Genomic DNA, 22,451 nt, shown 5'->3' on the forward strand with positions numbered 1-22,451 from the left:
CAAATAGCCTAGTTGTGTGACAACCTTATTGACACTCGATCCAAAAGGAAAGACATATGTCACCGGTGTCAAGACGAAAAGCCGGACAGGTCGAGGGAGAGGGTGAAGTGATGCGAAGCGCCTGGCGCGCCTTGGCCGTGGCCAGCCTGTCCGCTGCCGCGTTGTTCGCGGCTCCGGCATCCGCTGCCGCCGACACGGCGGGCACGGCGCATCCTGACCTATGGCCCGCGATAACCGCACGCACCGCCGATCCGGCGATCGAGACGCGAATCGACGCGTTGATCGCGGCAATGTCGCTCGAACAGAAGGTTGGGCAGATCATTCAGGGCGATATCGGCAGCACGACCCCCGACGATGTCGCGCAATATCACCTCGGATCGATTCTCAACGGCGGCAGTTCGTCGCCCGGCGGCGACGAATTCGGCCCCGCGTCGGCATGGGTCGCGGCCGCCGATGCCTATTATGACGCATCGATGCGCCCGAACGGCACGCTGCCGCGCATCCCGGTGATGTGGGGGTCGGACGCTGTCCATGGTCACAACAATATCGTCGGCGCGACGCTGTTTCCGCACAATATTGGCCTCGGCGCGGCGCGAAATCCCGCACTGATGGAGAAGATCGGGCAGGCAACGGCGATCGAGATGCGCGTCACCGGGCTCGACTGGACTTTCGCGCCCACGATCGCGGTCGCACGCGACGACCGGTGGGGGCGCACCTATGAAAGCTTTGGCGAGGACCCGGCGATCGCGACGAGCTACGCCGCCGCGCTCGTCCACGGCATTCAGGGACGCCGCGGCGACAAGGACTGGCTGAGAGGTCCGCATATCATCGCCACCGCCAAGCATTTCCTTGCCGACGGCGGCACGGCGGACGGTCGCGACCGCGGCGATGCCCGGATCGACGAAGCGGAACTGGTCCGCCTTCATGCGCCCGCCTATGTCGCCGCGCTGGGGGCCGATGTCCAAAGCGTGATGGCAAGCTTCTCGGGATGGAATGGCGTCAAGATGCACGGCAACGCCAGCCTTCTGACGCGTGTGCTCAAGCAGCGCTGGGGGTTCGACGGGCTCGTCGTCGGCGACTGGGACGGCCATGCGAAAGTGCCGGGCTGCTCGCCCACCGATTGTCCCGCATCGATCGCGGCGGGGCTCGACATGTATATGGGGCCCGCAAGCTGGAAGGGTCTTTATGCCTCGACGCTCGCCGCCGCGCGGTCGGGAAAGCTGTCGATGACGCGGCTCGACGACGCAGTGCGCCGCATATTGCGCGTCAAGCTGCGCGCCGGTCTGTTCGAAGCGGGCAAGCCGTCGATGCGGCCCTATGCCGGCCGCTACGAATTGCTCGGCGCGCCCGATCACCGCGCGGTCGCGCGGCAAGCCGTTCAAGAATCGCTGGTCCTGTTGAAGAATGATGGCGTGCTCCCGCTCAAGTCCAGCGCGCGCATCCTTGTCGCGGGCGACGGCGCCGACAATGTCGCCAAGCAGTCAGGGGGCTGGACGCTGACCTGGCAGGGCACCGGCACGCGTCCCGAACATTTTCCCGGCGCGACCTCGATCTTCGCCGGGGTGCATGAAGCGATGATCGCCGGTGGCGGCACCGCGGAGCTGGCGGTCGACGGTCGCTACACGGCGAAGCCCGACGCCGCGATCATCGTCTTCGGCGAAGATCCCTATGCCGAATTTCAGGGCGACCGCGCCGACCTCTATTTCGACGACACGCACGATAATCTCGGCATCATGAAACGACTGAAAACGGACGGTATTCCAGTCGTCGCCGTCTTCCTCTCGGGCCGCCCGCTGTGGGTCAATCGCCACATCAATGCAGCCGACGCCTTTGTCGCGGCATGGCTGCCGGGATCGGAAGGCGACGGGGTCGCCGACGTCCTGTTCGGCAAGGCCGATTTCAAGGGAAAACTCCCCTTCTCATGGCCCGCCGACGCCAAGGGTGCGCCGCTCAACGTCGGCGATCCGGATTACAAGCCGCTTTATCCTTTCGGCTTCGGACTGAAACTCGCTGACCGCGCCGCTGCCGCCGCGCTCTCCGTAGACCCCGCTATCATCGTCGAACAATCGCTCACCGGGCCGATATTCGCGCGCGGACGCGGGGTCGGCACACGCCTGCTGCAAATCGACGGCGCCAACGACAGTCCGCAGGCGATCAGCGGCGCGGCGGACAATGGCGCGATCGCGGTGCGCCCGGTCGACCGCGACGCGCAGGAGGATGCACGCGAGATCGACTGGTCGGGCAAGGCGCGCGGAACATTGATCGTCGCCAACGCGCGCGCCGCCGACCTGTCGGGCGTGGGGCCGATCGCGCTGTCCATCGACCTCAAGGTCGATCAGGCGCCGACCGCCCCCGCGACGCTTGAACTGCGCTGCGGTCCCGGCTGCACCGCGCGGCTCGACATCAGCCCTCGCCTCGCCGTGATCGCTGGCCAGGGCTGGCAGACGCTGACGATCCCGCTTTCCTGCCTGTCCGGCGCGCGGCTCGACCATGTCACAGCGCCCTTCGCGCTGTCATCGAGCGCGCCGATGCGCCTCACCCTCTCGTCGATCGCCCTCACGCCCGTAAAGGAAACGCCATGTCGCTGAGCCTCTTTGCCCTGATGATGACCGCCCCCGCCGCCGCGATGGCGCCCGCCGAGCCTGTGATGCCGCGGCCCGCCGCAATCCTGGCGCAGACGCGCCGCGTCGCCGATTGGCAGCTCGCAAACCGGACCAACTGGGCGACGATGCCCGCCGCGCGCAAAAGCGTGCAGGAAGTACGCGACTGGCAACAGGCTACCTTCTGGATCGCACTCACCGAACTCGCAAGCCGCGACAAGGCTTATGCAAAGCCGCTCCTTGACCTCGGCCGCGCCGAAAAATGGCAGATGGGCGACCTGCCCTTTCACGCCGACGATCAGTTGATCGGGCAGGCGTGGCTGTGGGCGGCGCAGAATGGCGAGGGCAAGAAGGCGATCGCCCCGATGCGCGCCTATTTCGACCATGTCCTCGCCAATCGCCCGACGATCAGCCTCGAATTCATTCCGGTCGCGCCGGGCAAGGGAACGTCGAAATGCACCGACCGCTGGTGCTGGTGCGATGCCCTGTTCATGGCACCGCCGACGATGCTGCGCCTAGCCAAGGCGACGGGCGACAAACGTTACGCCGATTTCGTGCACGAGGAATGGAAGGCCACCACCGACTATCTTTTCGACCCGTCGGAACAGCTCTATTTCCGCGACAGCCGCTTTTTCGACATGCGCGACGCCAAGGGACGCAAGCTGTTCTGGAGTCGCGGCAACGGCTGGGTGATGGGAGGCCTCGTCCGCGTGCTGCAGGTGCTGGACAAGAAGGATCCGCAGCGTCCCTATTACGAAAAATTGTTCAAGGACATGGCGGCGAAACTCGTCACGCTGCAAAAGGCCGACGGCTATTGGCCCGCGTCGCTGCTCGACAACGACCCCGGCACACCGCCCGAATCGAGCGGCACCGCCTTTTTCACCTATGCCTTTGCATGGGGCGTCGACAACGGCCTGCTCGACCGCACGACATACGAGCCTTCGGCCGTGCGCGGATGGGATGCATTGCAGCGCGCCGTGCAACCCGACGGGATGCTCGGCTGGGTCCAGCAGGTCGGCGATCGCCCCGACAGCGTGTCCGCGAAGGAAACGCAATTTTACGGCAGCGGCGCCTATCTGCTCGCCGGCACTGCAATGTACGACCTGTCGAAAAGGCGCGTAAAGCGTTGATATGAAACGGGCCGATCCAACCTGATCGGCCCATTCCCGCTTTGCATCGCGGGCGATTGACTTACCCTCTCAAAGTTGTAATACATTTCGCAAGTTGTATTACATCTAAAATTGACACCGGTATCAACCGGGTCAGGGCCGCCAACAGGGGCGGCGCCAAAAAGGAGAGGGAAATGAAGTCACCATCGGCCTTGCCGACCCGCGCAGCTCTACTGGCCTCAGCCGCGCTGTTCGCCGCCCTGCCGGCGCAGGCGCAGGAAGCGCCCGAAAAAATCGCAAGCGAACAGCCCGCAGCGGTCGATGGCGGCGATGAGATTCTGGTGACGGGCACGCGCGCAACGCAGCGCAGTTCGATCGAATTCAAGCGCGCCGCCGACGTCGTCGTCGACGGCCTCGTCAGCGACGAGATCGGCGCGACGCCGGACAATTCGGTGGGCGATACGCTCGAACGCATCGTGGGCGTCTCAGCCGACCGCTTCAAGGGCAACGCCAACGAACTGTCGGTGCGCGGCCTTGGCCCGACCTTGAGCTTCTCGACCTTCAACGGCCGCGAGGTGTCGACCGCGGGTCCCGACCGTTCGGTTGCCTTTCAGCAATTCCCGTCCGAACTCGTCAACGGCGTGCTCGTCTATAAGACCCAGCGTGCCGACTTCCTCGAAGGCGGCGTCGGCGGAGTCATCGAGCTCAAGTCGATGAAGCCGCTCGATTATGGCAAGCGCCGCATCCAGTTCGAAGTGCGCGGCGATTTCCAGCCGCAGGACAACGACGTCTATCAGCACGACGGGCTCGGCTATCGCGCCAATTTTTCCTACACCGACCAATTCACGACGGGGTTAGGCGATATCGGCATCTCGATCGGTTATCAGCGGCAGGACACGACCGCGCCCGAAGATTATTATAACGCCAACGCGACCTTCCAGCTCTGTAATACCTCGGCGAACAATCCCTTCCAGTTGACTGGCACGACCGCAGTGCAGACGGGCGCCGGCGCGAACCAGAATTGCACCTTCGCCACCGGCCCGCGCAGCGCCGGTACGCCCGCCGTCGTGGTCGGAGAGACGCGAGGCGATGCCTATTTCGCCAATTCGTCGCGCAGTTTCCGCACCCAGACGACCTCCGAAGTGCGCGACGGCCTGATCGGGGCGATCCAGTGGCGCCCGTCGCCCGATTTCGAGATTTCGCTCGACGGCCAATATTCAAAGCGCAACAGCCTGGAGGATCGCAATGTCCTGGGCATCACCGAGGGGCTGCGCGGGATTCAGCCGCTGATCATCGGCAATGGCAGCAACGGCTATTCGCCCGGCGCGCTGATGAGCTATCGCGGCAATTCGAACCTCGAAAACCAGCTCGAAACGCGCCGCCGCGTCGAGGAATATCTGGGCGGCGGTTTGAGCCTGATCTGGTCGCCCGACCGCTGGAACGTCGCGTTCGACGCCTCCTATTCGAACAGCCACCGGACCGAGACGCAGAAGCAGACGCGCATGCGATCGACGCGCCGCGTCGGCTATACGCTGACCTATGAGGGCGACGATGTCGTTCCCGTCGTCGCGTTCGACAATTTCGACATCACCGACCCGAGCCTGTTCCTCGCGACCGCAAACAACGCCGTCTATGCGCGCAACCGCTTCGTCACCGACCGCAAGGACCGAATCTGGGCGGCGCGGCTCGACATCGACCGCGAACTCGACGGCTTCATCACCGGGATCAAATTCGGCGGGCGCGTGTCGGATCACCAGCGCACGAACGACAATGCGCGCAACAACGACCTCAACACGATTCCCGGCACGCCCGCCCAGGTGACCGCGCTGATCACACAGGCGAACCAGCAGTGCCGCGTGCCGTTCACGACGACCAGCTATATGAGGGGCATGGGCACGAACGTCACCAAATGGGCGACGTTCGACAATGACTGCCTGTTCCGTACCTTTGCCGGTTCGGATGACGCGCTGCCCTATCCGGCAGACGGCCGCGACCCGAGCGACATCGACGTTACCGAACGCATCTATGCCGCCTATGCGATGGCGAATTTCGCGTCCGACGCCGGCAGCGTGCCGTTCAGTGGCAACGTCGGCCTGCGCTGGGTCAAGACCGACATCACCTCGATCGGTTTCCGCCAGCCGTATCGCATCGTGATCGACACCGTCGGCGACACCTATTCGATCGGGGTCGACCCGGCGGGCCAGCTCCAGACGAACAAGGCCAAGGGCGGTTACGATTATTTCCTGCCGTCGGCGAACATCGCCTTTGACCTGTCGCAGCAGGTCAAGCTGCGCCTCGCCGCCTATCGCGCGATCGCGCGGTCGGGGATCGAAAGCTTCGGCGCCGGGGTCAACCTCAACCCGACGACCTCGGCCACGGGCGTCGACAACATTATCTTCAACGCGACCACCGGCAACCCGAACCTCAAGCCTCTGCGCGCATGGAACCTCGATGCCAGCCTTGAAATTTACGCGTCGCAGGACACGCTGATCTCGGTCGCGGGCTATTATAAATGGGCAAAGGGCACCGTGATCGGCCGCTCCGAACCGATCCCGTCGGACATCACCGTGACGACGATTCGCGACGGCGGAGCGCCGGTGACCGAAACCTTCACGATCAACCCCGTTGCGCCGTCGAACGACCTCGAGACGCGCCATCTCTATGGTGTCGAGGCGACCGCGAGCCATGCCTTTACGTGGCTGCCCGACCCGCTCGACGGTTTTGGCGTGCAGGGATCGGTGAACCGGGCCTTCGCCAATTTCGAATATCCCGATACCTCGCCCATCGCCGATTATGTCGACCCGGCGAATCTGATCGGGCTGTCGAAATGGACCGCGAGCGGATCGGTGTGGTTCGAAAAATGGGGCCTCTCGCTGCGCGCAAACCTTCGTTACCGCTCCGGCTATTACAAGCCCAACGGCGGCACCAACCGTGAGATCCGCGGCGGCACATATCTGAACCTGTCGGCACAATATGACATCACCAAAAACGTCCAATTGAAGCTGCAGGCGCTCAACGTCACGAACACGCAGGATATCATGTACAAGGGCGGATACGACAGCATCGCCGAGGTGTCGCGCAGCGGCCCGCAATATTTCTTCGGCTTCCGGGTCCGCCTGTGAAGCGAGCGACTTTAGCCCGACTCCCTTGGGCTATACTGGCCGCCGCCGCGTCATTTCCGTCCGCGGCGGCGGCTTTTTCCCCGGATTCGACGTGCGAGGCGAGCGAGGGCTATTCGGCCTCGTTCGACGGGCGCCGCACCTTCACGCTGCGTCCGGGCGACCTTGAGGCCATCAAGGCTGCGCTGCCGTCCGATCCGGCGATCGGCGCCGCTTACCGCGATCTGATCGCGCGCGCCGACAAGGCGATCGCGGCAAAACCCGCCTCGGTGATGGACAAGCGCAGCATCCCCGTATCGGGCGACCGCCACGACTATGTCAGCCTTGCGCGTTACTGGTGGCCGAACCCCGCCAATCCGAAGGGCGCCTATGTGCGCCGCGACGGCGACACCAATCCCGACGTCGAAAGCAACCGCTTCGACCGCAGCGCGCTGAGCCGCATGACGCGCGAGGCCGACACGCTCGCGCTCGCTTATTATTACAGCGGCGAGCGTAAATATGCCGAGGGTGCGGCGCGGGTGATCCGCACATGGTTCCTCGACCCTGCGACGCGCATGAACCCGAACATGAATTTCGCGCAGGCGGTGCCCGGCGTATCGAACGGCCGCGCCGAAGGCGTGCTCGACGGCGCCAGCTTTATCGGCGTGATCGATGCCGCGGGGCTGATCGCGCCATCGGGTGCGCTGACGCCCGACGAGACGACCGCGCTCGAAGACTGGTTCGCGCACTATCTCGACTGGATGCTGAAGAGCGCCAATGGCAAGGCCGAGGGCAAGGCGTCGAACAACCACGGCCTGTGGTACGATGCGCAAGTCGCGCGCTTCGCGCTTTTCGCGCGCAAGCCCGAAATCGCACGCGGGATCGCCCTCGCCTTTCCAAAGGGGCGGATCGCGCAGCAGATCGACACGTCGGGTGCGCTGCCCAGGGAACTGACGCGGACGCGCAGCTTCCATTATTCGCTCTATGCGCTGGACGCGGCCTATACCGTCGCCGACAGCGCGGCGTGCCTCGGCGTCGACCTTTATCGCGCCGAAGAAAAGGGACGTTCGTTGCGCGGGGCGACCGATTATGTCGCCGCATATCGCGGCCGCGGCGCCGAATGGCCGTATAAGGAACAGGGCTGGCCCGCCGAAATGCTCGACGAACTGCTGGTGCACGCTGACGATGCCTGGGGTCCCGGCGCCTATCCGCGCACGATAAGCGGCGACCTGTTGCTGCGCCATCGCACGCGATAAGGACGAGGGATGATCGCGCGCCGCTCGCTGCTTCTTGCCGCCCTGCTCGCTGCCCCGGCAGCTTGGGCACGGCCGCGGTTCCGCGCGCCCGACACCCGCACGATCGAGCGCCGCCGCCTGCTGCCCCAAGCCGCTACCCTGCTCGGCGCCGAACCGCGGACGATCGCCGCGATCCCCGCGCCGCGCAGCCCGGCGGGGCCGCAGGACTATTATTCCGAGGGCGATTACTGGTGGCCCGATCCGGCGAACGCCGGCGGTCCCTATGTCCGCCGCGACGGGCGCTCGAACCCCGACAAGTTCGACGGCCACCGCGACTCGCTGATCGCCTTTGGCCGCACCGTGCCCGCGCTGGCGACGCTATGGGATCTCACCGGCGACGCGCGTTTCGCCGACGCCGCGATGCGCCATCTTCGTGCATGGTTCGTCGATCCCAAGACGCGGATGAACCCGAACCTCAACCACGCGCAGGCAATCATCGGGGTAAATAGCGGCCGCGCGATCGGGGTGATCGACACGCTGCAGATCGTCGAAGTCGCGCGCGCCGCCGCGCTGTTTGCCCGCAAGAATGCACCAGGTTACGCCGCGATCCATGAGGAGGTCGAGCGCTGGTTTGCCGAATATCTGACCTGGCTCACAACATCGCCCTTCGGCACCACCGAACGCGACGAGAAGAATAATCACGGCACCTGCTGGCTGCTCCAGACGGCGTCTTTCGCCGCATTGCTTGGCCGCGCGGACGTCCTTGCCGATGCGCGAATCCGATTGAAGACGATCATCATCCCGACCCAGATCGAACCCGACGGCCGTCAGCCGCTCGAACTCGCGCGCACCAAGCCTTTTGCCTATTCATTGTTCAACCTCGACGTGCTTGCCGCCACGGCATGGCTGCTCGGAGGCCGCGAACTGGTCGACTGGACGACCCCCGACGGCCGCTCGATCAGCGGCGCGATCGCATGGATGGCGCCGTTCATCGCCGACAAGACGAAATGGCCGCTGCCGCCCGACATCGAATATTGGGACGGCTTCCCGGTGCGCCAGCCGAGCCTGCTCTTTGGTGGCCTAGCGCGGAAACGCCGCGACTGGCTGGACCTTTGGCAAGCTCTGAACCCCGATCCCACGATCGCCGAAGTCGTGCGCAACTTCCCGGTGCGCCAGCCGCTGCTCTGGCTCTAGTTGCGGCCCTCGACCAGACCGCGCGCGATCACCTGTGCCTGAATCTCTCCGGCGCCCTCAAAGATATTGAGGATGCGCGCATCGCACAGAATACGGCTGATCTCATATTCGAGCGCATAGCCATTGCCCCCGTGGATCTGCAGGCCCGCATCGGCATTCGTCCAGGCGGCGCGCGCGGCCAGCAGCTTCGCCATCCCAGCCTCGATATCGCAACGCTTGCCCGAATCCTTCGCGCGCGCAGCGGCATAGCTCAGCTCGCGCGCGACGGTGAAATCGACAAGGCTCATCGCCAGCTTGTCGGCTACGCGCGGAAAGTGGACGATCGCCTTGCCGAACTGCTTGCGGCTGAGCGCATAGTCGAGCCCGAGTTCGAGCGCACGCCGCGCCACCCCCACGGCGCGCGCGGCGGTCTGGATGCGCGCGCCCTCGAAGGTGCGCATGAGCTGTTTGAACCCTTGCCCTTCGGCGCCGCCGAGCAGCGCATTGGCGGGCGCCACCATTGCATCGAACTGCAGCGCATATTCGCGCATCCCGCGATAACCGAGCACCTCGATCTCGCTGCCGGTCATGCCGGCGACGGGGAATGGTTCGGCTTCGTTGCCGCGCGGTTTGGGGACCAGCAGCATCGACAGACCGGCATAGCCCTTCGCGTCGGGAACGGTGCGCGCAAGCAGCGTCATCAGGTCCGAACGCGCGGCGTGGGTGATCCAATTCTTCGCGCCGTCGATCACCCAATGATCGCCGTCGCGGCGCGCGCGCGTCTGAAGCGAACCGAGGTCCGATCCGACATCCGGTTCGGTGAACACCGCGGTCGGCAGGACTTCGCCGCTCGCGATCCGCGGCAGCCATTCGGCCTTCTGCGCGTCGGTGCCGCCTGTCGCAATCAGCTCGCCCGCAATCTCCGACCGGGTGCCAAGCGACCCCGCGCCGATCCAGCCGCGCGACAATTCCTCGGTGACGATGCACATCACCAGCTTGCCGAGGCCGAGCCCGCCGAACGCCTCCGGGATACAGACGCCGAAGGTGCCAAGATCGGCCATCGCCTGTACGGTCGCATCGGGGATCAGCGCATTCGCGAGGTGCCAGCCATGCGCGTTGGGCAAAATCTCGGCATCGGTGAAGCGGCGAAACTGGTCGCGGATCGAATCGAGATCGGCGTCGTACAGCGACTCGCTCGGCCAATGTCCGCCAGCAAGCGCCGCAGCGACATCCGCACGCATCGCCGCATGATCGGTGTCGAGCAGCGCGGCGCAAGCATCGGCGAGCCCGCGCGCCTGCATCCCCAGGCCAAGGTCTGCGGGACGGAATATCTCATTCTGCCCCATCGGCAAGCCGCCGACGAGCTGGCCGATCCCTTCTGCGAAGGCGAGCGTCGCGATCTTTGCGTCGAGCGGGTTCGCGCCTTGGCCGGCCTCAAACCAGTCAAGCACCGCCTCCAGCGAAGCGGCCGTCGTCGCGACCCACGCGAACCCATGCGCCGCGCGCTGCTCGCTGTCGATGGGCCGCGACGCGAGTCGTTCCGCGAGCGCCATTCGCGCGGCGTCACGATAGGCTTGCGCTGCGTTCAGCGCGTTCTTCAGATCGGCTTGTATTACCAACAATTCGTTTGTCCTGAGCTTGTCGAAGGGCCGTTCTTCGTTTCGGACCTTGCGAAAAAAGACGGCGCTCCGACAAGCTCAGCACAAACGGCTTTTTGTTGAGATGGCGGCTTCATCCTTGTCGATGCACGCCAGGTCGATCTTCGTCCGCTCCACCAACGCTTTCAGATTCTCCGCATGCTGCTCGCCCGCCGTCATCAACGACAAAGCTGCCGCGAAATTGCCGACGGCGGTGCGGATCGGCAATGATGGCGGCGGGGCGAAGGGGCATGACGTCAATTCTCCATGGTCAGGCGATGCCGACGATACCGGCATCGATCAACCGGGCAAGCTCTCCCGATGAAAGCGACAGGCGCTCGCTCAATATTTCCTCGCTATGCTGCCCGTTGCAGGGTGCCGAGCGCGGCGGCTGACGTTCCTGCTGCGGCAATGTCGCGAAAGCGCCTGCGGCGGGATAGGCAAATCCGCTAGGATTGTCGGCTTGCCCGAAGATCGGGTTGTGGGCGACCAGCGTGGGATCCTGCACCGCATCGCGCATCGTTCGGTAAGGCGAATGGACGATTCCCCCGGCGTCGAACACGACAGCAAGGTCGGCATGGTCGCGGCTCGCGATCGCGGTTTCGAACAAGGGATAGAGCGCGTCGCGATGGGTGAAGCGGAGCCCGTCGTCCGTCGCGAAGGAGACGCCGCGCGCGGTCTCGATCGCGGCGACCGCCTCGCCAAGGCCGAGCGCCGCGACCAGATTCGTCCATTGGCGCGGCGTCACCACGACGATCATCGTGCGCCGGCCGTCGCGCGTCACGAAATCGCGCCCGAACAGACCATAGACCGCATTGCCCAGCCGCGGCCGGTTCGCGCCCGCGTAAAGCACCTCGGCAATGCCGCCAAGATTGGCGACGGTGCCGATCGCGACGTCGGACAGTGGCAACCGCACCTCGCCGCCTTCGCCCGTCATGCTCCGCCGCTGCATCGCCGCGAGCAGCGCAAAGGCGGCATAGGCCCCGGTGAGAAGGTCCCATGCGGGCAGCACATGATTGACGGGGTCGGGGCCCGCACCCGTCAGCATCGGATAACCGACGCTGTTGTTCACCGTATAGTCGAGCGCGGGCGAGCCATCGGCCCAGCCCATGACGCGCACGGTGATCAGGTCGGGCCGCCCCTCCGCCAAAAGATCGTGCGACAGGAAGCCGCCGACCGGGAAATTGGTAACGAACTGGCCCGTCGCGCGCACCAACGCCTGCAGCAATTCGCGCCCCTCAGGCCTGCCAAGGTCGAGCGCGACCGATTTCTTGGCGCGGTTGAGATTTTCCCAATAGAGCGAGTCATTGGCGTCGGTCACCGGCCAGCGCCGGAAATCGGGGCCGCCGCCGATCTGGTCGACGCGGATCACCTCGGCGCCCATTTGCGCGCAATAAAGCCCGGCGGTCGGAGAGGCGACGAAAGATGATGCTTCGATCACCGACAAGCCGGCCAGCAGGTCGTACATCGGGCGCCCGTCTCCCTGAAGTCACCGGGCGGAACCGCCGGTTGAAGCTATCTGGCGCACCCGAAGGGATTCGAACCCCTGGCCTCTGCCTTCGGAGGGCAGCGCTCTATCCAGCTGAGCTACGGGTGCTGATAGAGCGCGGCCTCTAGCAAGCCCGCGCGTCGCCAGCAATGGCCTATCGACCAGCGCGCGCCGATGTGCGAAGCGCGGCGGATGGGCATAGGGCATCCGGCGTGAAATCATCCGAACAAGGCTGGCCGATGGCCGCCGATCTTTATGGCGAGATGCAGCTCGAGGCGCACCCGCCCGCCAGGCGGCGGTGGCGCGACTTTCTGCCCGGCATCCTCGTCACCGCCATCGCCGCGCTCGCGGCCGCGTGGCTCGCCGACCATTATGCCGCACCGATCGTCTTGATGGGCCTGCTCATCGGCCTCGCCCTCTCCTTCCTGTCGCAGGACCCCCGCACGCACGCAGGGCTCGACCTGATGTCGCAGACTGCCCTGCGTATCGGGATCGTACTCGTCGGCGCGCGGATTACTGCCGAACAGCTGGTCGAGCTTGGGCCGTTGCCCTTCGCGCTGCTCGTCCTCATCATGCTCGCCGTCATCCTGATTACCGTCGCGAGCGCGCGCCTGTTCGCGCAGGATCGGCACGCCGCGCTGCTCGCAGGCGGGGCGACGGCAATCTGTGGCGCTTCGGCAGCGCTCGCGCTCTATTCGCTGATCGGCGATCGGCGCGTCGACCAAGCACGCTTCACGCTGACACTCGTCGGCATCACTGTGGCAAGCGCGCTTGCGATGACACTCTATCCCGTGCTTGCGGCGGAGCTCGGGCTGACCGACGCACAGGCGGGTTTCCTGATCGGCGCGTCGATTCACGATGTCGCGCAGGCGATCGGCGGCGGCTTTTCCTTCTCGCAGCCGGCGGGCGAGATTGCGACGATCGTCAAGCTGACGCGCGTCGCGCTGCTCGCGCCGATGCTGATGCTCGTCGCGCTCTGGCTTGGAAACAGCGGCGAAAATGGCGGCAAGTCGCGCATCCCGCTGCGTCTCCCCTGGTTCATTCTGGGCTTTCTCGGCGTAGCGGCGGTCAATTCGCTCGTTGCAATCCCGAAGCCCCTACAGGACGGCGCGGCAACGGGCGCGCAGGCGCTGTTACTGCTCGCGATCGTCGCCACCGCGATGAAGGCGCGGCTGCACCTGCTGCTCGATCAGGGATGGCGCAGCTTTGCACCGATCATCGTCGCGACGGTCACGAGCTTTCTGTTGTCGTTGGCGGCCGCGATGAGCCTATGACGTCGCGACGTCATGGCAAGCCCTTCGAATCTCAGCTTTTCGGCAGCGCCCAACTGACGGTCAACTGCGTCGCGCGGCGCGGAATGTCGAGCTTTGCCTCGCTGAAATTGACCTTTTCGTTCGGCGGCAGCATCCGCACCGGCGGCTTGATCGTCCAGCTATAGACGATCGTCCCCTGCGCATCGCGCAGTTCGGCAAGGATCGGCGGCACGCGCTGTTCGCGGTCGGTCGGATTGATGATCACCCCCGACGCGGCAAAATAGATCGTACCGTCGGCCAGTTCGCGATGATCCTGGTTCGGCGGCAGTTCGATCACCAGATCGGGCTCGTCGACCCCGCCCGGCAGGCCAAGGCCCTGCGCCCAGCCCGGCAGACCGAAATACATGAGCCCCGCCGTCGCCGCGAGCATCAGCGCGGCGGCGCTCGCGGCAATGATCGTCCAGCGCTTGGCCGGATTGCGGCGCGGGCGGCGGAACGGCAGCGGTGCATCGTCAATCGGCGGCGCGGCACGGCGCACCGGTTCGGCAGCAAAGCCCGATGGCACCGGCGCACGCGCCGCCTCCGGTTCGGGATAATCGGAATAAGTGGCTGCCGGGACGGGCGAAACCTCCGGAACCGACGTTGGCGCAGGCGCGGCGCCGGGTTCGGGCGCGTTCACGACACGCGGGGCGACGGCCGCCATCGGCGCTGCGGCGGGCTCCTGAAACCAGCTATGGCGGCAATTGGCGCAGCGCACGGTGCGGCCCGTGGGTCCGATCGCCGTATCGGGAACGACATAGCGCGTGTGACAGGACGGACAGGCAAGGATCATGGGCTTCCTCTAAACACGCCGATTCGCACGTTGCAAGCGCCGCGTGGCGTTTGAGGCGGCTACGGCACTTGTCCTCTGTGGATAGCCGTGCGAGATGCTGCCGGATGAGCGGACCAGCGCCCCTGTTCCTTGACCCGGCGTCGGCGCGCAATAGCGCGCTGGTAGCGCCATGACGGACGCGGCTTCAGCGCGGCCAGGCGGCGCGATGGTCGAGTTCGACGGCGTCGGCCTCCGCTATGGCCCCGATGCCGAAATTTTGAGCGATATCAGCTTCAACCTCCAGCCCGGCAGCTTCTATTTCCTCACCGGCGCATCGGGAGCGGGCAAGACGTCGCTGCTCAAGATGCTCTATCTCGCGCAGCGCCCGAGCCGCGGCATCGTTCGCCTGTTCGGCGAGGATCTGGTCGCGATGCCGCGCCACCGCCTGCCCGGCTTTCGCCGTCGCATCGGCGTCGTGTTTCAGGACTTCCGCCTGATCCCCCACCTCAGCGCGCGCGACAACATCGCGCTGCCGCTGCGGATTGCAGGGGTCAGCGAAGAGGATCTGTCGGGCCCGGTCGGCGAAATGCTGAGCTGGATCGGCCTCGGCGACCGGGCCGATGCCCGCCCCGCGACATTATCGGGCGGCGAGCAGCAGCGCGTCGCGATCGCGCGCGCGGTCATCGCGCGGCCGCAATTGCTCGTCGCCGACGAGCCGACGGGTAACGTCGATCCCGAAATGGCAATGCGCCTGCTCGGGCTGTTCGAGGCATTGAACCGCCTTGGCACCACCGTCGTCGTCGCCACCCACGATATCCATCTGATCAGCCGTATCGAAAATGCGCAGATGATGCGGCTCGAACGGGGCCGCCTCTCCGACCCGACGGGCGCCTTGCGCTATCCGCCAGCGAACCGGACCTGATCGATGATCATCCCGCGCGTGCCCGTCCAACATCGCCGCCTGCTCCCCGACCGCCGCCTGTCGGGGCCGACGCCGTGGGTGATCGCGATACTGATGATGCTGACCCTGCTTGCCGCCGCCGCCGGGGTCGGACTCGCGCGGTCGGCGAACGCCATCGGCGCCGCGATTGCGGGACGCGTGACGGTCCAGATCGTTACGGCCAACCCGGTGACGCGCGCCGAACAGGCCGCCGCACTCCGCCGCGCCGCCGCCGCCCAGCCCTTCGTCCTTTCGGCGCGCGCGGTCGAGCAGGAAGAGTTGCAGGCGACGCTGGGCCAATGGTTCGGCAGCGAAGCGGGCGGCGAGGGGGGCGACGATCCGGTACTGAAATCATTGCCCCTGCCCGCGCTCGTCGACATCGACTTCGCCGGCGAGGGCCGCAGCGGCCATATGCGCCAGTTGCAGGCGCTGGTCGCGCGCGAAGCACCCGGCGCGCGGATCATCCCGCACGCCGAATGGCTCGGTCCGGTCGCCCGGCTGATCCGTTCGCTCGCATGGATCGCCGGCGGCATGGTGGTGCTGATGACGCTCGCCAGTGCCGCGGTGGTGATCATGACCGCACGCGCGGCGCTCGCCACCCATTTCCCGACGATCGAAATGCTCCACATGATCGGTGCCACCGACCGCCAGATCACGCGGCTGTTCCAGCGCCGCATCGCGATCGACACCGCCTATGGTATCGCGCTCGGCAGCGCGGTTGCCGCCGCGATCCTGCTGTTGATCGGCTGGCAATGGTCGGGGGTCACGTCGGGCCTTGCCGCGACCGCGTCGTTCGGCCCCGCCGGCTGGGCGCTCTTGCTGGCACTGCCGCTATTGGCTATCGCGCTAGCCGCTCTCACGGCGCGGCAGACCTTGCTCGCCGCGCTTAAGAAGATTCTATGATCAAGCGCCTGATTTCCCTGTTGTTCCTGGCCTGGGTGCTCGGCTTCGCATGGTTCGCGCTGCTGCTGCCCCTGCCCGCCGGCGCACAAAAAACCGATGCTATCGTCGTGCTCACCGGTGGCCCGGGACGCATCGATCGCGCGCTCGAACGGCTCGAAGCGGGCGATGCCAAACGCCTGCTCATCAGCGGCGTCGCTCGCGAGGTAAAGCCCCGCGAGCTTGCGGCCGAATATAAGCGCCCGGTATCGCTGTTCGATTGCTGCATCGCGCTGGGGTTCGAGGCCGAGGATACCCGCTCGAACGCGACCGAGGTCGCGACCTGGGCGCAGCGGCGCAAGTATAAGAGCATCCGGCTGATCACCACCGACTGGCACATGCGCCGCGCCGAATATGAAATCGGCCGCGCGGTCGGCGACACGGTGACGATCCTGCCCGATGCCGTGCGCAGCCAGCCCAATTTCGCCACCCTGTTCCGCGAATATCATAAATATCTCGCGGGGCTGGCGGGCGGCCTCCTCGGGCTCTAAAGCGAGCGCCGATGCGCTACACTGTCGCCCTTTTCCGCTCGATCCTGTTCTGGCTGCTGTTCGTGTTGATGAGCAGCTTCAGCTCGATCGGCGCGGTGATCGCCCTGCCGATCTCGCACCGCGCGACGATCTGGTTCGTCCGTATCTGGGCGCAGTTCCACCGACTGATCTGCCGCTTCGTGCTAGCGCAAAAGATCGTCGTCGAGGGCGAGATGCCCGATATTCCGGTGCTCTATGTCTTCAAGCATGAGGGCGCGTTCGAGACGATCGAACAGCCGGGCCTGTTCAAGCATCCGGCCGTCTTTGCAAAGGAGCAGCTCTTCTCGATTCCCGTCTGGGGACAGGCGGCGCGTTTCTATGGTCTGATCCCCGTCGATCGCGACGGCGGCGGCAAGGCGATGCGCGCGATGCTGAACGCGGCCAAGGCCGCACTCGCCAAGGACCGCCCGCTGGTGCTGTTCGCCGAAGGAACGCGAATTCCCCATGGCGAGGCGCCGCCGCTGCGTTCGGGTTTTGCCGGCATCTACCGCCTGCTCGGCGTGCCCGTGATCCCGGTCGCGGTGAACAGCGGCATCGCTTATCCGCCGCGCCGCTGGGTCAAATGGTCGGGCACGATCACCTATAAGGTCGGCGAGACGATCCCCGCGGGCCTGCCACGCGAGGAAGCCGAAGAACGCGTCTGGCGCGCGATCAATGCGCTGAACCCGCCCGAAGCGCTGCTGGCGAACAAAGCCTCGGCTTAATGCTTGCGCCCGAAATCGGGCGCCGCATCATCCTGCCCCTGTTCGATGATCGAACGACGGATCGCGCGCGTGCGCGTGAACCAGTCCTCCAGCTTGTCGGCATCGCCGCGGCGGATCGCCTGCTGCAGCACGGTCAGATCCTCGTTGAAGCGTTGCAGCGTCGCGAGCACGGCGTCCTTGTTCGCGAGAAACACATCGCGCCACATCACCGGATCGCTCGCCGCGATGCGCGTGAAATCGCGGAAACCGCCGGCCGAATATTTGATCACCTCGCTTTCGGTGACCTCCTCCAGCTCGCTCGCGGTGCCGACGATCGTGTAAGCGATAAGGTGCGGCAAATGGCTCGTGACCGCGAGCACCATGTCGTGGTGCGCTGCATCCATCATCTCGACCTTTGCGCCGAGCGCTTGCCAGAAAGACGTCACCGCCGTCACGGCCGCGTCGGGTGCATTAGCGCCGGGCGTCACGATGCACCAGCGGCCTTCGAATAAAGTCGCAAAACCTGCCGCGGGACCGCTATTCTCGGTCCCCGCGACCGGATGCGCCGGAATGACGGCATGGTTGGGCAGCGTCTTTGCCAGCGCGTCGGCGACCCCCGCTTTCGACGAGCCGACGTCCGAAATGATCGCATCGGATTTGAGCCCAGGCGCAATCGCCACGGCCGCATCGGCCATACGCCCCACCGGCACCGCCAGGATCACAAGGTCGGCATCGGCCACCGCCGCAACGGCGTCGTCGGCGATCTCGTCGCAAATCCCGAGTTCGCGAGCAATCTTGCGCACGTCGCCGCTGGCATCGTGGCCGGTCACCACGACCTGCGGCAACCGCTCGCCGATCGCGCGCGCGATCGACGAGCCGATCAGGCCCAATCCGACAATCGCGACGCGATCAACGCTCGACGCTTTTGGCATCAGCCGTTCAGCGCCGCGCGGATCGCCGCCGCAAGCCCGCGTGTCTCCTCTTCGGTACCGATCGTCATGCGCAGCGCGTTCGGCAGCCCCTGTCCGGGCAGCCAGCGGACGATGTAACCCGCGTCCATCAGCCGATTATAGACGGTCTCGGCGCTGACATCGCCCTCGAACAGCACGAGCAGGAAGTTGCACGCCGACGGAACGACGCGAATGCCATGGTTGCCAAGACTTTCGAGCTCTCCGGCCAGCCAGTCGCGCCATGTCGCATTATGCTCGCGGCTGTGCGCAACAAATTCCTCGTCGCCGAGCGCCGCGACCGCCGCCGCCTGTCCCGCACGCGTGACGTTGAACGGCAGGCGGATGCGGTGCAGCGCCGAAATCACCTCGGCCGCGGCATAGCCCCAGCCGATGCGTTCGGCGGCAAGCCCGTGGATCTTCGAAAAGGTGCGCGTGATAAAGACATTCGGCTGCGTCTTCGCGAGTTCGAGCCCGCCGTCGTCCTCGGCGTCGGACAGATATTCCGAATAGGCCTGGTCGATCACGAACAGGACGTTCTTGGGGAGCCCGGCATAGAGCCGCGCGACCTCGTCGCGCGTCGCGAGCGTGCCGGTCGGATTGTTCGGATTGGCGAGATAGACGACGCGCGTACGCTCGGTCACCGCCGCGAGCAACGCGTCGACGTCGGTCGCATAATCCTTGTCATCGGCCTCGATCGGCACCGCGCCGACGCGGCGCGCCGCGATTTCATAGACCGCGAAACCATAGCGCACATAGAGTATCTCATCGCCCGCGCCCGCATAGGTGCCCGCCGCGAGGTGGAGCAGTTCGTCCGACCCGTTGCCGCAGATGATCCGCGCCGGATCGAGCCCGAACTTTGCCGCGATCGTCTCGCGCAAGATCGCCGAGCCAGGGTCGGGGTAGCGGGAGAGCGCATCGGGCGCCGCCTGCGCCGCAGCAAACGCCGCGCGTGCCTTTTCGCCCGTTCCGAGCGGATTTTCGTTCGCGCTCAATTTGATCAGCGGCCGGCCATCGGCGCCGGCCGACTTGCCGGGAACATAGGGAGCGATGCCGCTGATCCACGGCTTCGGAGCGAGGGTGGCGCTGGTGTCGGTCATGCCGCGCCGTTTAGCGGCTGTACCGCGCGAGTCCAGCACGTTGACACGTCCCGTCCGCCCGCTTAGCCCGGCGCGAACCATGGCGAGCCTGCTCCACCAGATTCAGCACCAAAGCGTGACGATCGCCATGCCGCTGCCGCTCGACAGCGGACAATTGCTGGGCTCGGTGACGATCGCGTATCAAAGCTATGGCGCGCTGAATGCCGACAAGTCGAACGCGGTGCTGATCTGCCACGCGCTGACCGGCGACCAATATGTTGCGAGCGACCATCCGGCGACGGGCAAGCCCGGCTGGTGGGCGCGCATGGTCGGCCCAGGAAAGCCGATCGACACCGACCATTTCCATGTCATCTGCGCCAATGTGCTCGGCAGTTGCATGGGGACGAGCGGCCCCGCTTCGCCCGACGCCGTGACCGGCGCGCCGCTCGGCATGGCCTTTCCCGTCATCACGATCACCGACATGGTACGCGCGCAGGCCATGCTGCTCGATCATCTCGGCATTTCGCGACTTCATGCCGTCGTCGGCGGCTCGATGGGCGGAATGCAGACGCTTGCCTGGGCCGCGACCTATCCCGATCGCCTTGCCTCGGCACTCGTCATTGCAAGCGCTGCGCGGCATTCGGCGCAGAATATCGCCTTTCACGAGGTTGGGCGGCAGGCGATCATGGCCGACCCCGACTGGCAGGACGGCCAATATTACGGCAGCGCGCGTGCGCCCACCAAAGGCCTCGCGGTCGCACGCATGGCGGCCCATATCACCTATCTCTCCGAGGAAGGGCTGACCGAGAAATTCGGCCGCCGCCTGCAGGCGCGCGATATCAAGAGCTTTGGTTTCGACGCAGATTTCCAGGTGGAATCCTATCTCAGGCATCAGGGGCTTGCCTTCACCGACCGCTTTGACGCCAACGCCTATCTCTACATCACGCGCGCGATGGATTATTTCGACCTCGCCGACACGCATGACGGCCGCCTCGCGGGCGCCTTCGCCGCGGCGAAGGACGTGCGCTTCACGCTCGTCAGCTTCGATACCGACTGGCTCTATCCGACCTCCGAATCGCGCCGCATCGTGCAGGCACTGCAAAGCGTCGGCGCTGCGGCAAGCTTCGTCGAACTGTCGGCCCCCTTCGGCCACGACAGTTTCCTCCTCGACGTGCCCGCGCTCGATCGCCTTGTCGCAGGGTCGCTTCGGGCAGGTCCGCCATGAGTGAAACCTATCGCCTGTCCTTCGACCGATCCGACATGCAGCTCGGCGCAATCCACGCCTTTTTGACCAAGAGCTATTGGGCGGAAAATATTGCCCCCGCGACCGTCGAGCGCGCGATAGAGGGATCGTTATGTGTCGGCGTCTTCGCACCGGGCGGCGATCAGGTCGGGTTTGCCCGCGTCGTCACCGATCGTGCGACCTTCGCCTATCTGGCCGACGTCTATGTGCTCGACGCGCATCGCGGGAACGGCCTCGCCGCTCGCATGGTAACCGCGCTGCACGATCATCCCGACCTGCAGGGACTGCGACGATGGATGCTCGCGACCAGCGACGCCCACGGCCTTTATGCCGCGCTCGGCTGGACCGCGATCGAGGATAGGGCACCGTTCATGCAGCGGCATTTCCCCAACATCTACAGGCCGGCCTGACGATGAAGCTGCGCCCCGACCTGGCAATCATCGCCGATGCCGTTCCCCAGGCGTCGCGCGTGCTCGACGTCGGCTGCGGCGATGGCGAGCTGATGGCGGCGCTGCGGGACAAGGGAGTCGATGCGCGGGGGCTGGAGATCGACCCTGACAATGTCACTGCCGCAATCGCGCGCGGCCAGTCGGTCGTGCAGGGCGATGCCAACCGCGACCTCGCCGACTATCCCGATGACGCATTCGACTATGCGATCCTGTCGCAGACGCTGCAAACGACCGAGCGCCCCGACCGCATTGTCGACGAATTGCTGCGCATCGCGCCGCGTGCCTTCGTCAGCTTCCCCAATTTCGCGCACTGGCGCGTGCGGTTGGCCTTGCTGTGGAACGGCCGGATGCCGGTAACCCGCCTCCTGCCTGTCGCCTGGTACGAAACGCCGAATATCCATCATGTCACGGTCAGCGACTTTCGCGATCTCGTCCACGCGAAGGGTATCAAGGTAGAAAGGGTCTGGCACCTTTCAGGCGACAAGCCGGCCAGCGACGCGGCGGCAAGCTGGCGCGCGGAACATGCGATCTTCCTGATTTCGCGCTAATCGCGCTTCTTCAAGCCGTTCGCGAGCAAATCATTCGCGATCCGTGCGATCTCTGAAATGTCGCTCTCCGTATCCCACAAGCCATAGCGCATCCCGAGGAAGACGTTCATCCCGCCGATCGCCCAGGCGTGGATCTCGCTGACGTCGTCCCGGATCTCGCCACGCTCGGCGCCCTTTTCCAGGCGCTGGCGCACGCGCGCGACCGTCGTTTCATAATGGCTGCGATAGCTCGCATAATCGACGAATTCGGCTTCATCGATGATGCGGTAGATCTCCTTATGCTCGCGCACGAAGCCGAGATAGGATTCGAGCCCGATACGCTCGGCGCTGATCTCGTCGGGCGCGGCCTGCACCAGCGGCGTGACATGGTCGCGCAGCTGCTCGCTCATATAGCGGACGAGCGCCTGGAAGATCTCCTCCTTCGAATCGAAATAGGTATAGAAACTGCCGAGCGCGGTCCCGGCGCGGCGCGTGATCGCGCTGATCGACGCCTCGTGAAATCCGCGCTCGCCGAATTCGACCGCCGCGGCGTCGAGCAGCTTGCGCAGCGTACGGCGCCCTCGCTCGGTACGCGGCGTCTTGTCGCGCGCGTCACCCGTGCCCTGTTCCGTTTGATCCATAACGGCCCTCATCTCCCCTCCGTCGCTGCATCGTGGCTTTTCCGCACCACTGGCAAGCAAAAAACGAC

20 protein-coding genes and 1 tRNA gene are annotated in these 22,451 nt (G+C 65.5%); 13 read left to right on the plus strand and 8 right to left on the minus strand.

Annotated elements, in window-relative coordinates; translation table 11 throughout:
• Window positions 1-110: 110 nt before the first annotated feature.
• The 5 genes from SC1_RS19410 (at window position 111) to SC1_RS19430 (ending at window position 9,236) form a co-directional block, all read left to right on the plus strand.
• Entirely contained in the window at window positions 111-2,588 is a 2,478-nt protein-coding gene (locus SC1_RS19410; RefSeq protein ID WP_062186147.1) for an exo 1,3/1,4-beta-D-glucan glucohydrolase, read from the plus strand.
• Entirely contained in the window at window positions 2,579-3,730 is a 1,152-nt protein-coding gene (locus tag SC1_RS19415) for a glycoside hydrolase family 105 protein (protein WP_062186148.1), read from the plus strand. The genes SC1_RS19410 and SC1_RS19415 overlap by 10 nt, the downstream gene beginning before the upstream one ends.
• 173 nt (window positions 3,731-3,903) lie before the next feature.
• The gene (locus SC1_RS19420; protein WP_083436008.1) at window positions 3,904-6,831 is read left to right on the plus strand and encodes a TonB-dependent receptor; all 2,928 of its coding nucleotides are present in this window, start codon (window positions 3,904-3,906) and stop codon (window positions 6,829-6,831) included.
• Entirely contained in the window at window positions 6,828-8,063 is a 1,236-nt protein-coding gene (locus SC1_RS19425; protein WP_152682497.1) for an alginate lyase family protein, read from the plus strand. The genes SC1_RS19420 and SC1_RS19425 overlap by 4 nt, the downstream gene beginning before the upstream one ends.
• 9 nt (window positions 8,064-8,072) lie before the next feature.
• The gene (locus SC1_RS19430) at window positions 8,073-9,236 is read left to right on the plus strand and encodes an alginate lyase family protein (RefSeq protein WP_062186152.1); all 1,164 of its coding nucleotides are present in this window, start codon (window positions 8,073-8,075) and stop codon (window positions 9,234-9,236) included.
• Here SC1_RS19430 and SC1_RS19435 read toward each other — a convergent pair.
• The 4 genes from SC1_RS19435 to SC1_RS19445 all read right to left on the minus strand — a co-directional run bounded on the left by SC1_RS19435 (window position 9,233) and on the right by SC1_RS19445 (window position 12,449).
• Entirely contained in the window at window positions 9,233-10,768 is a 1,536-nt protein-coding gene (locus SC1_RS19435) for an acyl-CoA dehydrogenase family protein (protein ID WP_083436072.1), read from the minus strand. The genes SC1_RS19430 and SC1_RS19435 overlap by 4 nt on opposite strands.
• 144 nt (window positions 10,769-10,912) lie before the next feature.
• Window positions 10,913-11,080, minus strand: coding sequence for a hypothetical protein (locus SC1_RS22320; RefSeq protein WP_193749230.1), 168 nt, complete (start codon window positions 11,078-11,080; stop codon window positions 10,913-10,915).
• A gap of 43 nt (window positions 11,081-11,123) precedes the next feature.
• Window positions 11,124-12,320, minus strand: a complete 1,197-nt coding sequence (locus SC1_RS19440) for a CoA transferase (RefSeq protein ID WP_062186154.1) — start codon at window positions 12,318-12,320, stop codon at window positions 11,124-11,126.
• A gap of 52 nt (window positions 12,321-12,372) precedes the next feature.
• A tRNA-Arg gene (locus tag SC1_RS19445) sits at window positions 12,373-12,449 on the minus strand.
• A gap of 104 nt (window positions 12,450-12,553) precedes the next feature.
• Between SC1_RS19445 and SC1_RS19450 the strand changes: the two genes are divergently transcribed.
• Window positions 12,554-13,615, plus strand: coding sequence for a YeiH family protein (locus tag SC1_RS19450; protein ID WP_083436073.1), 1,062 nt, complete (start codon window positions 12,554-12,556; stop codon window positions 13,613-13,615).
• Window positions 13,616-13,646: 31 nt separating this feature from the next.
• Here SC1_RS19450 and SC1_RS19455 read toward each other — a convergent pair whose 3' ends face one another.
• Window positions 13,647-14,426, minus strand: a complete 780-nt coding sequence (locus SC1_RS19455) for a zinc-ribbon domain-containing protein (RefSeq protein WP_062186157.1) — start codon at window positions 14,424-14,426, stop codon at window positions 13,647-13,649.
• Window positions 14,427-14,595: 169 nt separating this feature from the next.
• Between SC1_RS19455 and ftsE the strand changes: the two genes are divergently transcribed.
• The 4 genes from ftsE to SC1_RS19475 are packed head-to-tail and all read left to right on the plus strand — an operon-like array spanning window position 14,596 to window position 17,518.
• Window positions 14,596-15,327 carry a cell division ATP-binding protein FtsE gene (gene ftsE / locus SC1_RS19460; protein WP_062186160.1) on the plus strand — a complete coding sequence of 244 codons (732 nt, stop codon included), beginning with the start codon at window positions 14,596-14,598 and terminating at the stop codon, window positions 15,325-15,327.
• Between the two features lie 3 nt (window positions 15,328-15,330).
• Entirely contained in the window at window positions 15,331-16,248 is a 918-nt protein-coding gene (locus SC1_RS19465) for an ABC transporter permease (protein ID WP_062186162.1), read from the plus strand.
• Window positions 16,245-16,775 (plus strand): YdcF family protein, encoded by a 531-nt coding sequence (locus tag SC1_RS19470; protein WP_062186164.1) that lies wholly within the window; start codon window positions 16,245-16,247, stop codon window positions 16,773-16,775. The genes SC1_RS19465 and SC1_RS19470 overlap by 4 nt, the downstream gene beginning before the upstream one ends.
• Window positions 16,776-16,786: 11 nt before the next feature.
• Entirely contained in the window at window positions 16,787-17,518 is a 732-nt protein-coding gene (locus tag SC1_RS19475; protein WP_062186166.1) for a 1-acyl-sn-glycerol-3-phosphate acyltransferase, read from the plus strand.
• On the opposite strand, the gene SC1_RS19480 is transcribed toward SC1_RS19475, so the two are convergent.
• On the minus strand, window positions 17,515-18,429 hold the full coding sequence (locus tag SC1_RS19480) for a prephenate/arogenate dehydrogenase family protein (RefSeq protein WP_062186168.1): 915 nt from the start codon (window positions 18,427-18,429) through the stop codon (window positions 17,515-17,517). The two genes, SC1_RS19475 and SC1_RS19480, sit on opposite strands and share 4 nt — an antisense overlap.
• Window positions 18,429-19,544: a histidinol-phosphate transaminase gene (hisC, locus tag SC1_RS19485; RefSeq protein WP_062186170.1), complete on the minus strand. Its 1,116-nt coding sequence runs from the start codon at window positions 19,542-19,544 to the stop codon at window positions 18,429-18,431. The genes SC1_RS19480 and hisC overlap by 1 nt, the downstream gene beginning before the upstream one ends.
• A 79-nt stretch (window positions 19,545-19,623) precedes the next feature.
• Between hisC and SC1_RS19490 the strand changes: the two genes are divergently transcribed.
• Genes SC1_RS19490 through metW form a run of 3 tightly spaced genes read left to right on the plus strand, consistent with a single transcriptional unit; the run spans window position 19,624 to window position 21,763 of the window.
• A complete protein-coding gene (locus SC1_RS19490; protein ID WP_062186173.1) occupies window positions 19,624-20,748 on the plus strand; it encodes a homoserine O-acetyltransferase in 1,125 nt (374 codons plus the stop codon).
• On the plus strand, window positions 20,745-21,176 hold the full coding sequence (locus tag SC1_RS19495; protein WP_062186175.1) for a GNAT family N-acetyltransferase: 432 nt from the start codon (window positions 20,745-20,747) through the stop codon (window positions 21,174-21,176). The genes SC1_RS19490 and SC1_RS19495 overlap by 4 nt, the downstream gene beginning before the upstream one ends.
• Window positions 21,177-21,178: 2 nt before the next feature.
• On the plus strand, window positions 21,179-21,763 hold the full coding sequence (gene metW, locus SC1_RS19500; protein ID WP_062186177.1) for a methionine biosynthesis protein MetW: 585 nt from the start codon (window positions 21,179-21,181) through the stop codon (window positions 21,761-21,763).
• Here the strand turns inward: metW and SC1_RS19505 are convergent.
• Window positions 21,760-22,383, minus strand: a complete 624-nt coding sequence (locus SC1_RS19505) for a TetR/AcrR family transcriptional regulator (protein WP_062186179.1) — start codon at window positions 22,381-22,383, stop codon at window positions 21,760-21,762. The genes metW and SC1_RS19505 overlap by 4 nt on opposite strands.
• Window positions 22,384-22,451: the final 68 nt, after the last annotated feature.

The organism is Sphingopyxis sp. C-1, assembly GCF_001047015.1.
Taxonomy (GTDB): domain Bacteria; phylum Pseudomonadota; class Alphaproteobacteria; order Sphingomonadales; family Sphingomonadaceae; genus Sphingopyxis.

What these genes read in the sequence shown, in the direction of transcription:
- SC1_RS19435 (WP_083436072.1), bottom strand. Translation starts at nt 10,768, where the DNA reads ATGGCGCTCGCGGAACGACTCGCGTCGCGGCCCATCGACAGCGAGCAG.
- SC1_RS19420 (WP_083436008.1), top strand. Translation starts at nt 3,904, where the DNA reads ATGAAGTCACCATCGGCCTTGCCGACCCGCGCAGCTCTACTGGCCTCA.
- metW (WP_062186177.1), top strand. Translation starts at nt 21,179, where the DNA reads ATGAAGCTGCGCCCCGACCTGGCAATCATCGCCGATGCCGTTCCCCAG.
- SC1_RS19440 (WP_062186154.1), bottom strand. Translation starts at nt 12,320, where the DNA reads ATGTACGACCTGCTGGCCGGCTTGTCGGTGATCGAAGCATCATCTTTC.
- SC1_RS19470 (WP_062186164.1), top strand. Translation starts at nt 16,245, where the DNA reads ATGATCAAGCGCCTGATTTCCCTGTTGTTCCTGGCCTGGGTGCTCGGC.
- SC1_RS19495 (WP_062186175.1), top strand. Translation starts at nt 20,745, where the DNA reads ATGAGTGAAACCTATCGCCTGTCCTTCGACCGATCCGACATGCAGCTC.
- SC1_RS19430 (WP_062186152.1), top strand. Translation starts at nt 8,073, where the DNA reads ATGATCGCGCGCCGCTCGCTGCTTCTTGCCGCCCTGCTCGCTGCCCCG.
- ftsE (WP_062186160.1), top strand. Translation starts at nt 14,596, where the DNA reads ATGACGGACGCGGCTTCAGCGCGGCCAGGCGGCGCGATGGTCGAGTTC.
- SC1_RS19415 (WP_062186148.1), top strand. Translation starts at nt 2,579, where the DNA reads ATGTCGCTGAGCCTCTTTGCCCTGATGATGACCGCCCCCGCCGCCGCG.
- SC1_RS19455 (WP_062186157.1), bottom strand. Translation starts at nt 14,426, where the DNA reads ATGATCCTTGCCTGTCCGTCCTGTCACACGCGCTATGTCGTTCCCGAT.
- SC1_RS19410 (WP_062186147.1), top strand. Translation starts at nt 111, where the DNA reads ATGCGAAGCGCCTGGCGCGCCTTGGCCGTGGCCAGCCTGTCCGCTGCC.
- SC1_RS19475 (WP_062186166.1), top strand. Translation starts at nt 16,787, where the DNA reads ATGCGCTACACTGTCGCCCTTTTCCGCTCGATCCTGTTCTGGCTGCTG.
- SC1_RS19480 (WP_062186168.1), bottom strand. Translation starts at nt 18,429, where the DNA reads ATGCCAAAAGCGTCGAGCGTTGATCGCGTCGCGATTGTCGGATTGGGC.
- hisC (WP_062186170.1), bottom strand. Translation starts at nt 19,544, where the DNA reads ATGACCGACACCAGCGCCACCCTCGCTCCGAAGCCGTGGATCAGCGGC.
- SC1_RS19505 (WP_062186179.1), bottom strand. Translation starts at nt 22,383, where the DNA reads ATGGATCAAACGGAACAGGGCACGGGTGACGCGCGCGACAAGACGCCG.
- SC1_RS19490 (WP_062186173.1), top strand. Translation starts at nt 19,624, where the DNA reads ATGGCGAGCCTGCTCCACCAGATTCAGCACCAAAGCGTGACGATCGCC.
- SC1_RS19465 (WP_062186162.1), top strand. Translation starts at nt 15,331, where the DNA reads ATGATCATCCCGCGCGTGCCCGTCCAACATCGCCGCCTGCTCCCCGAC.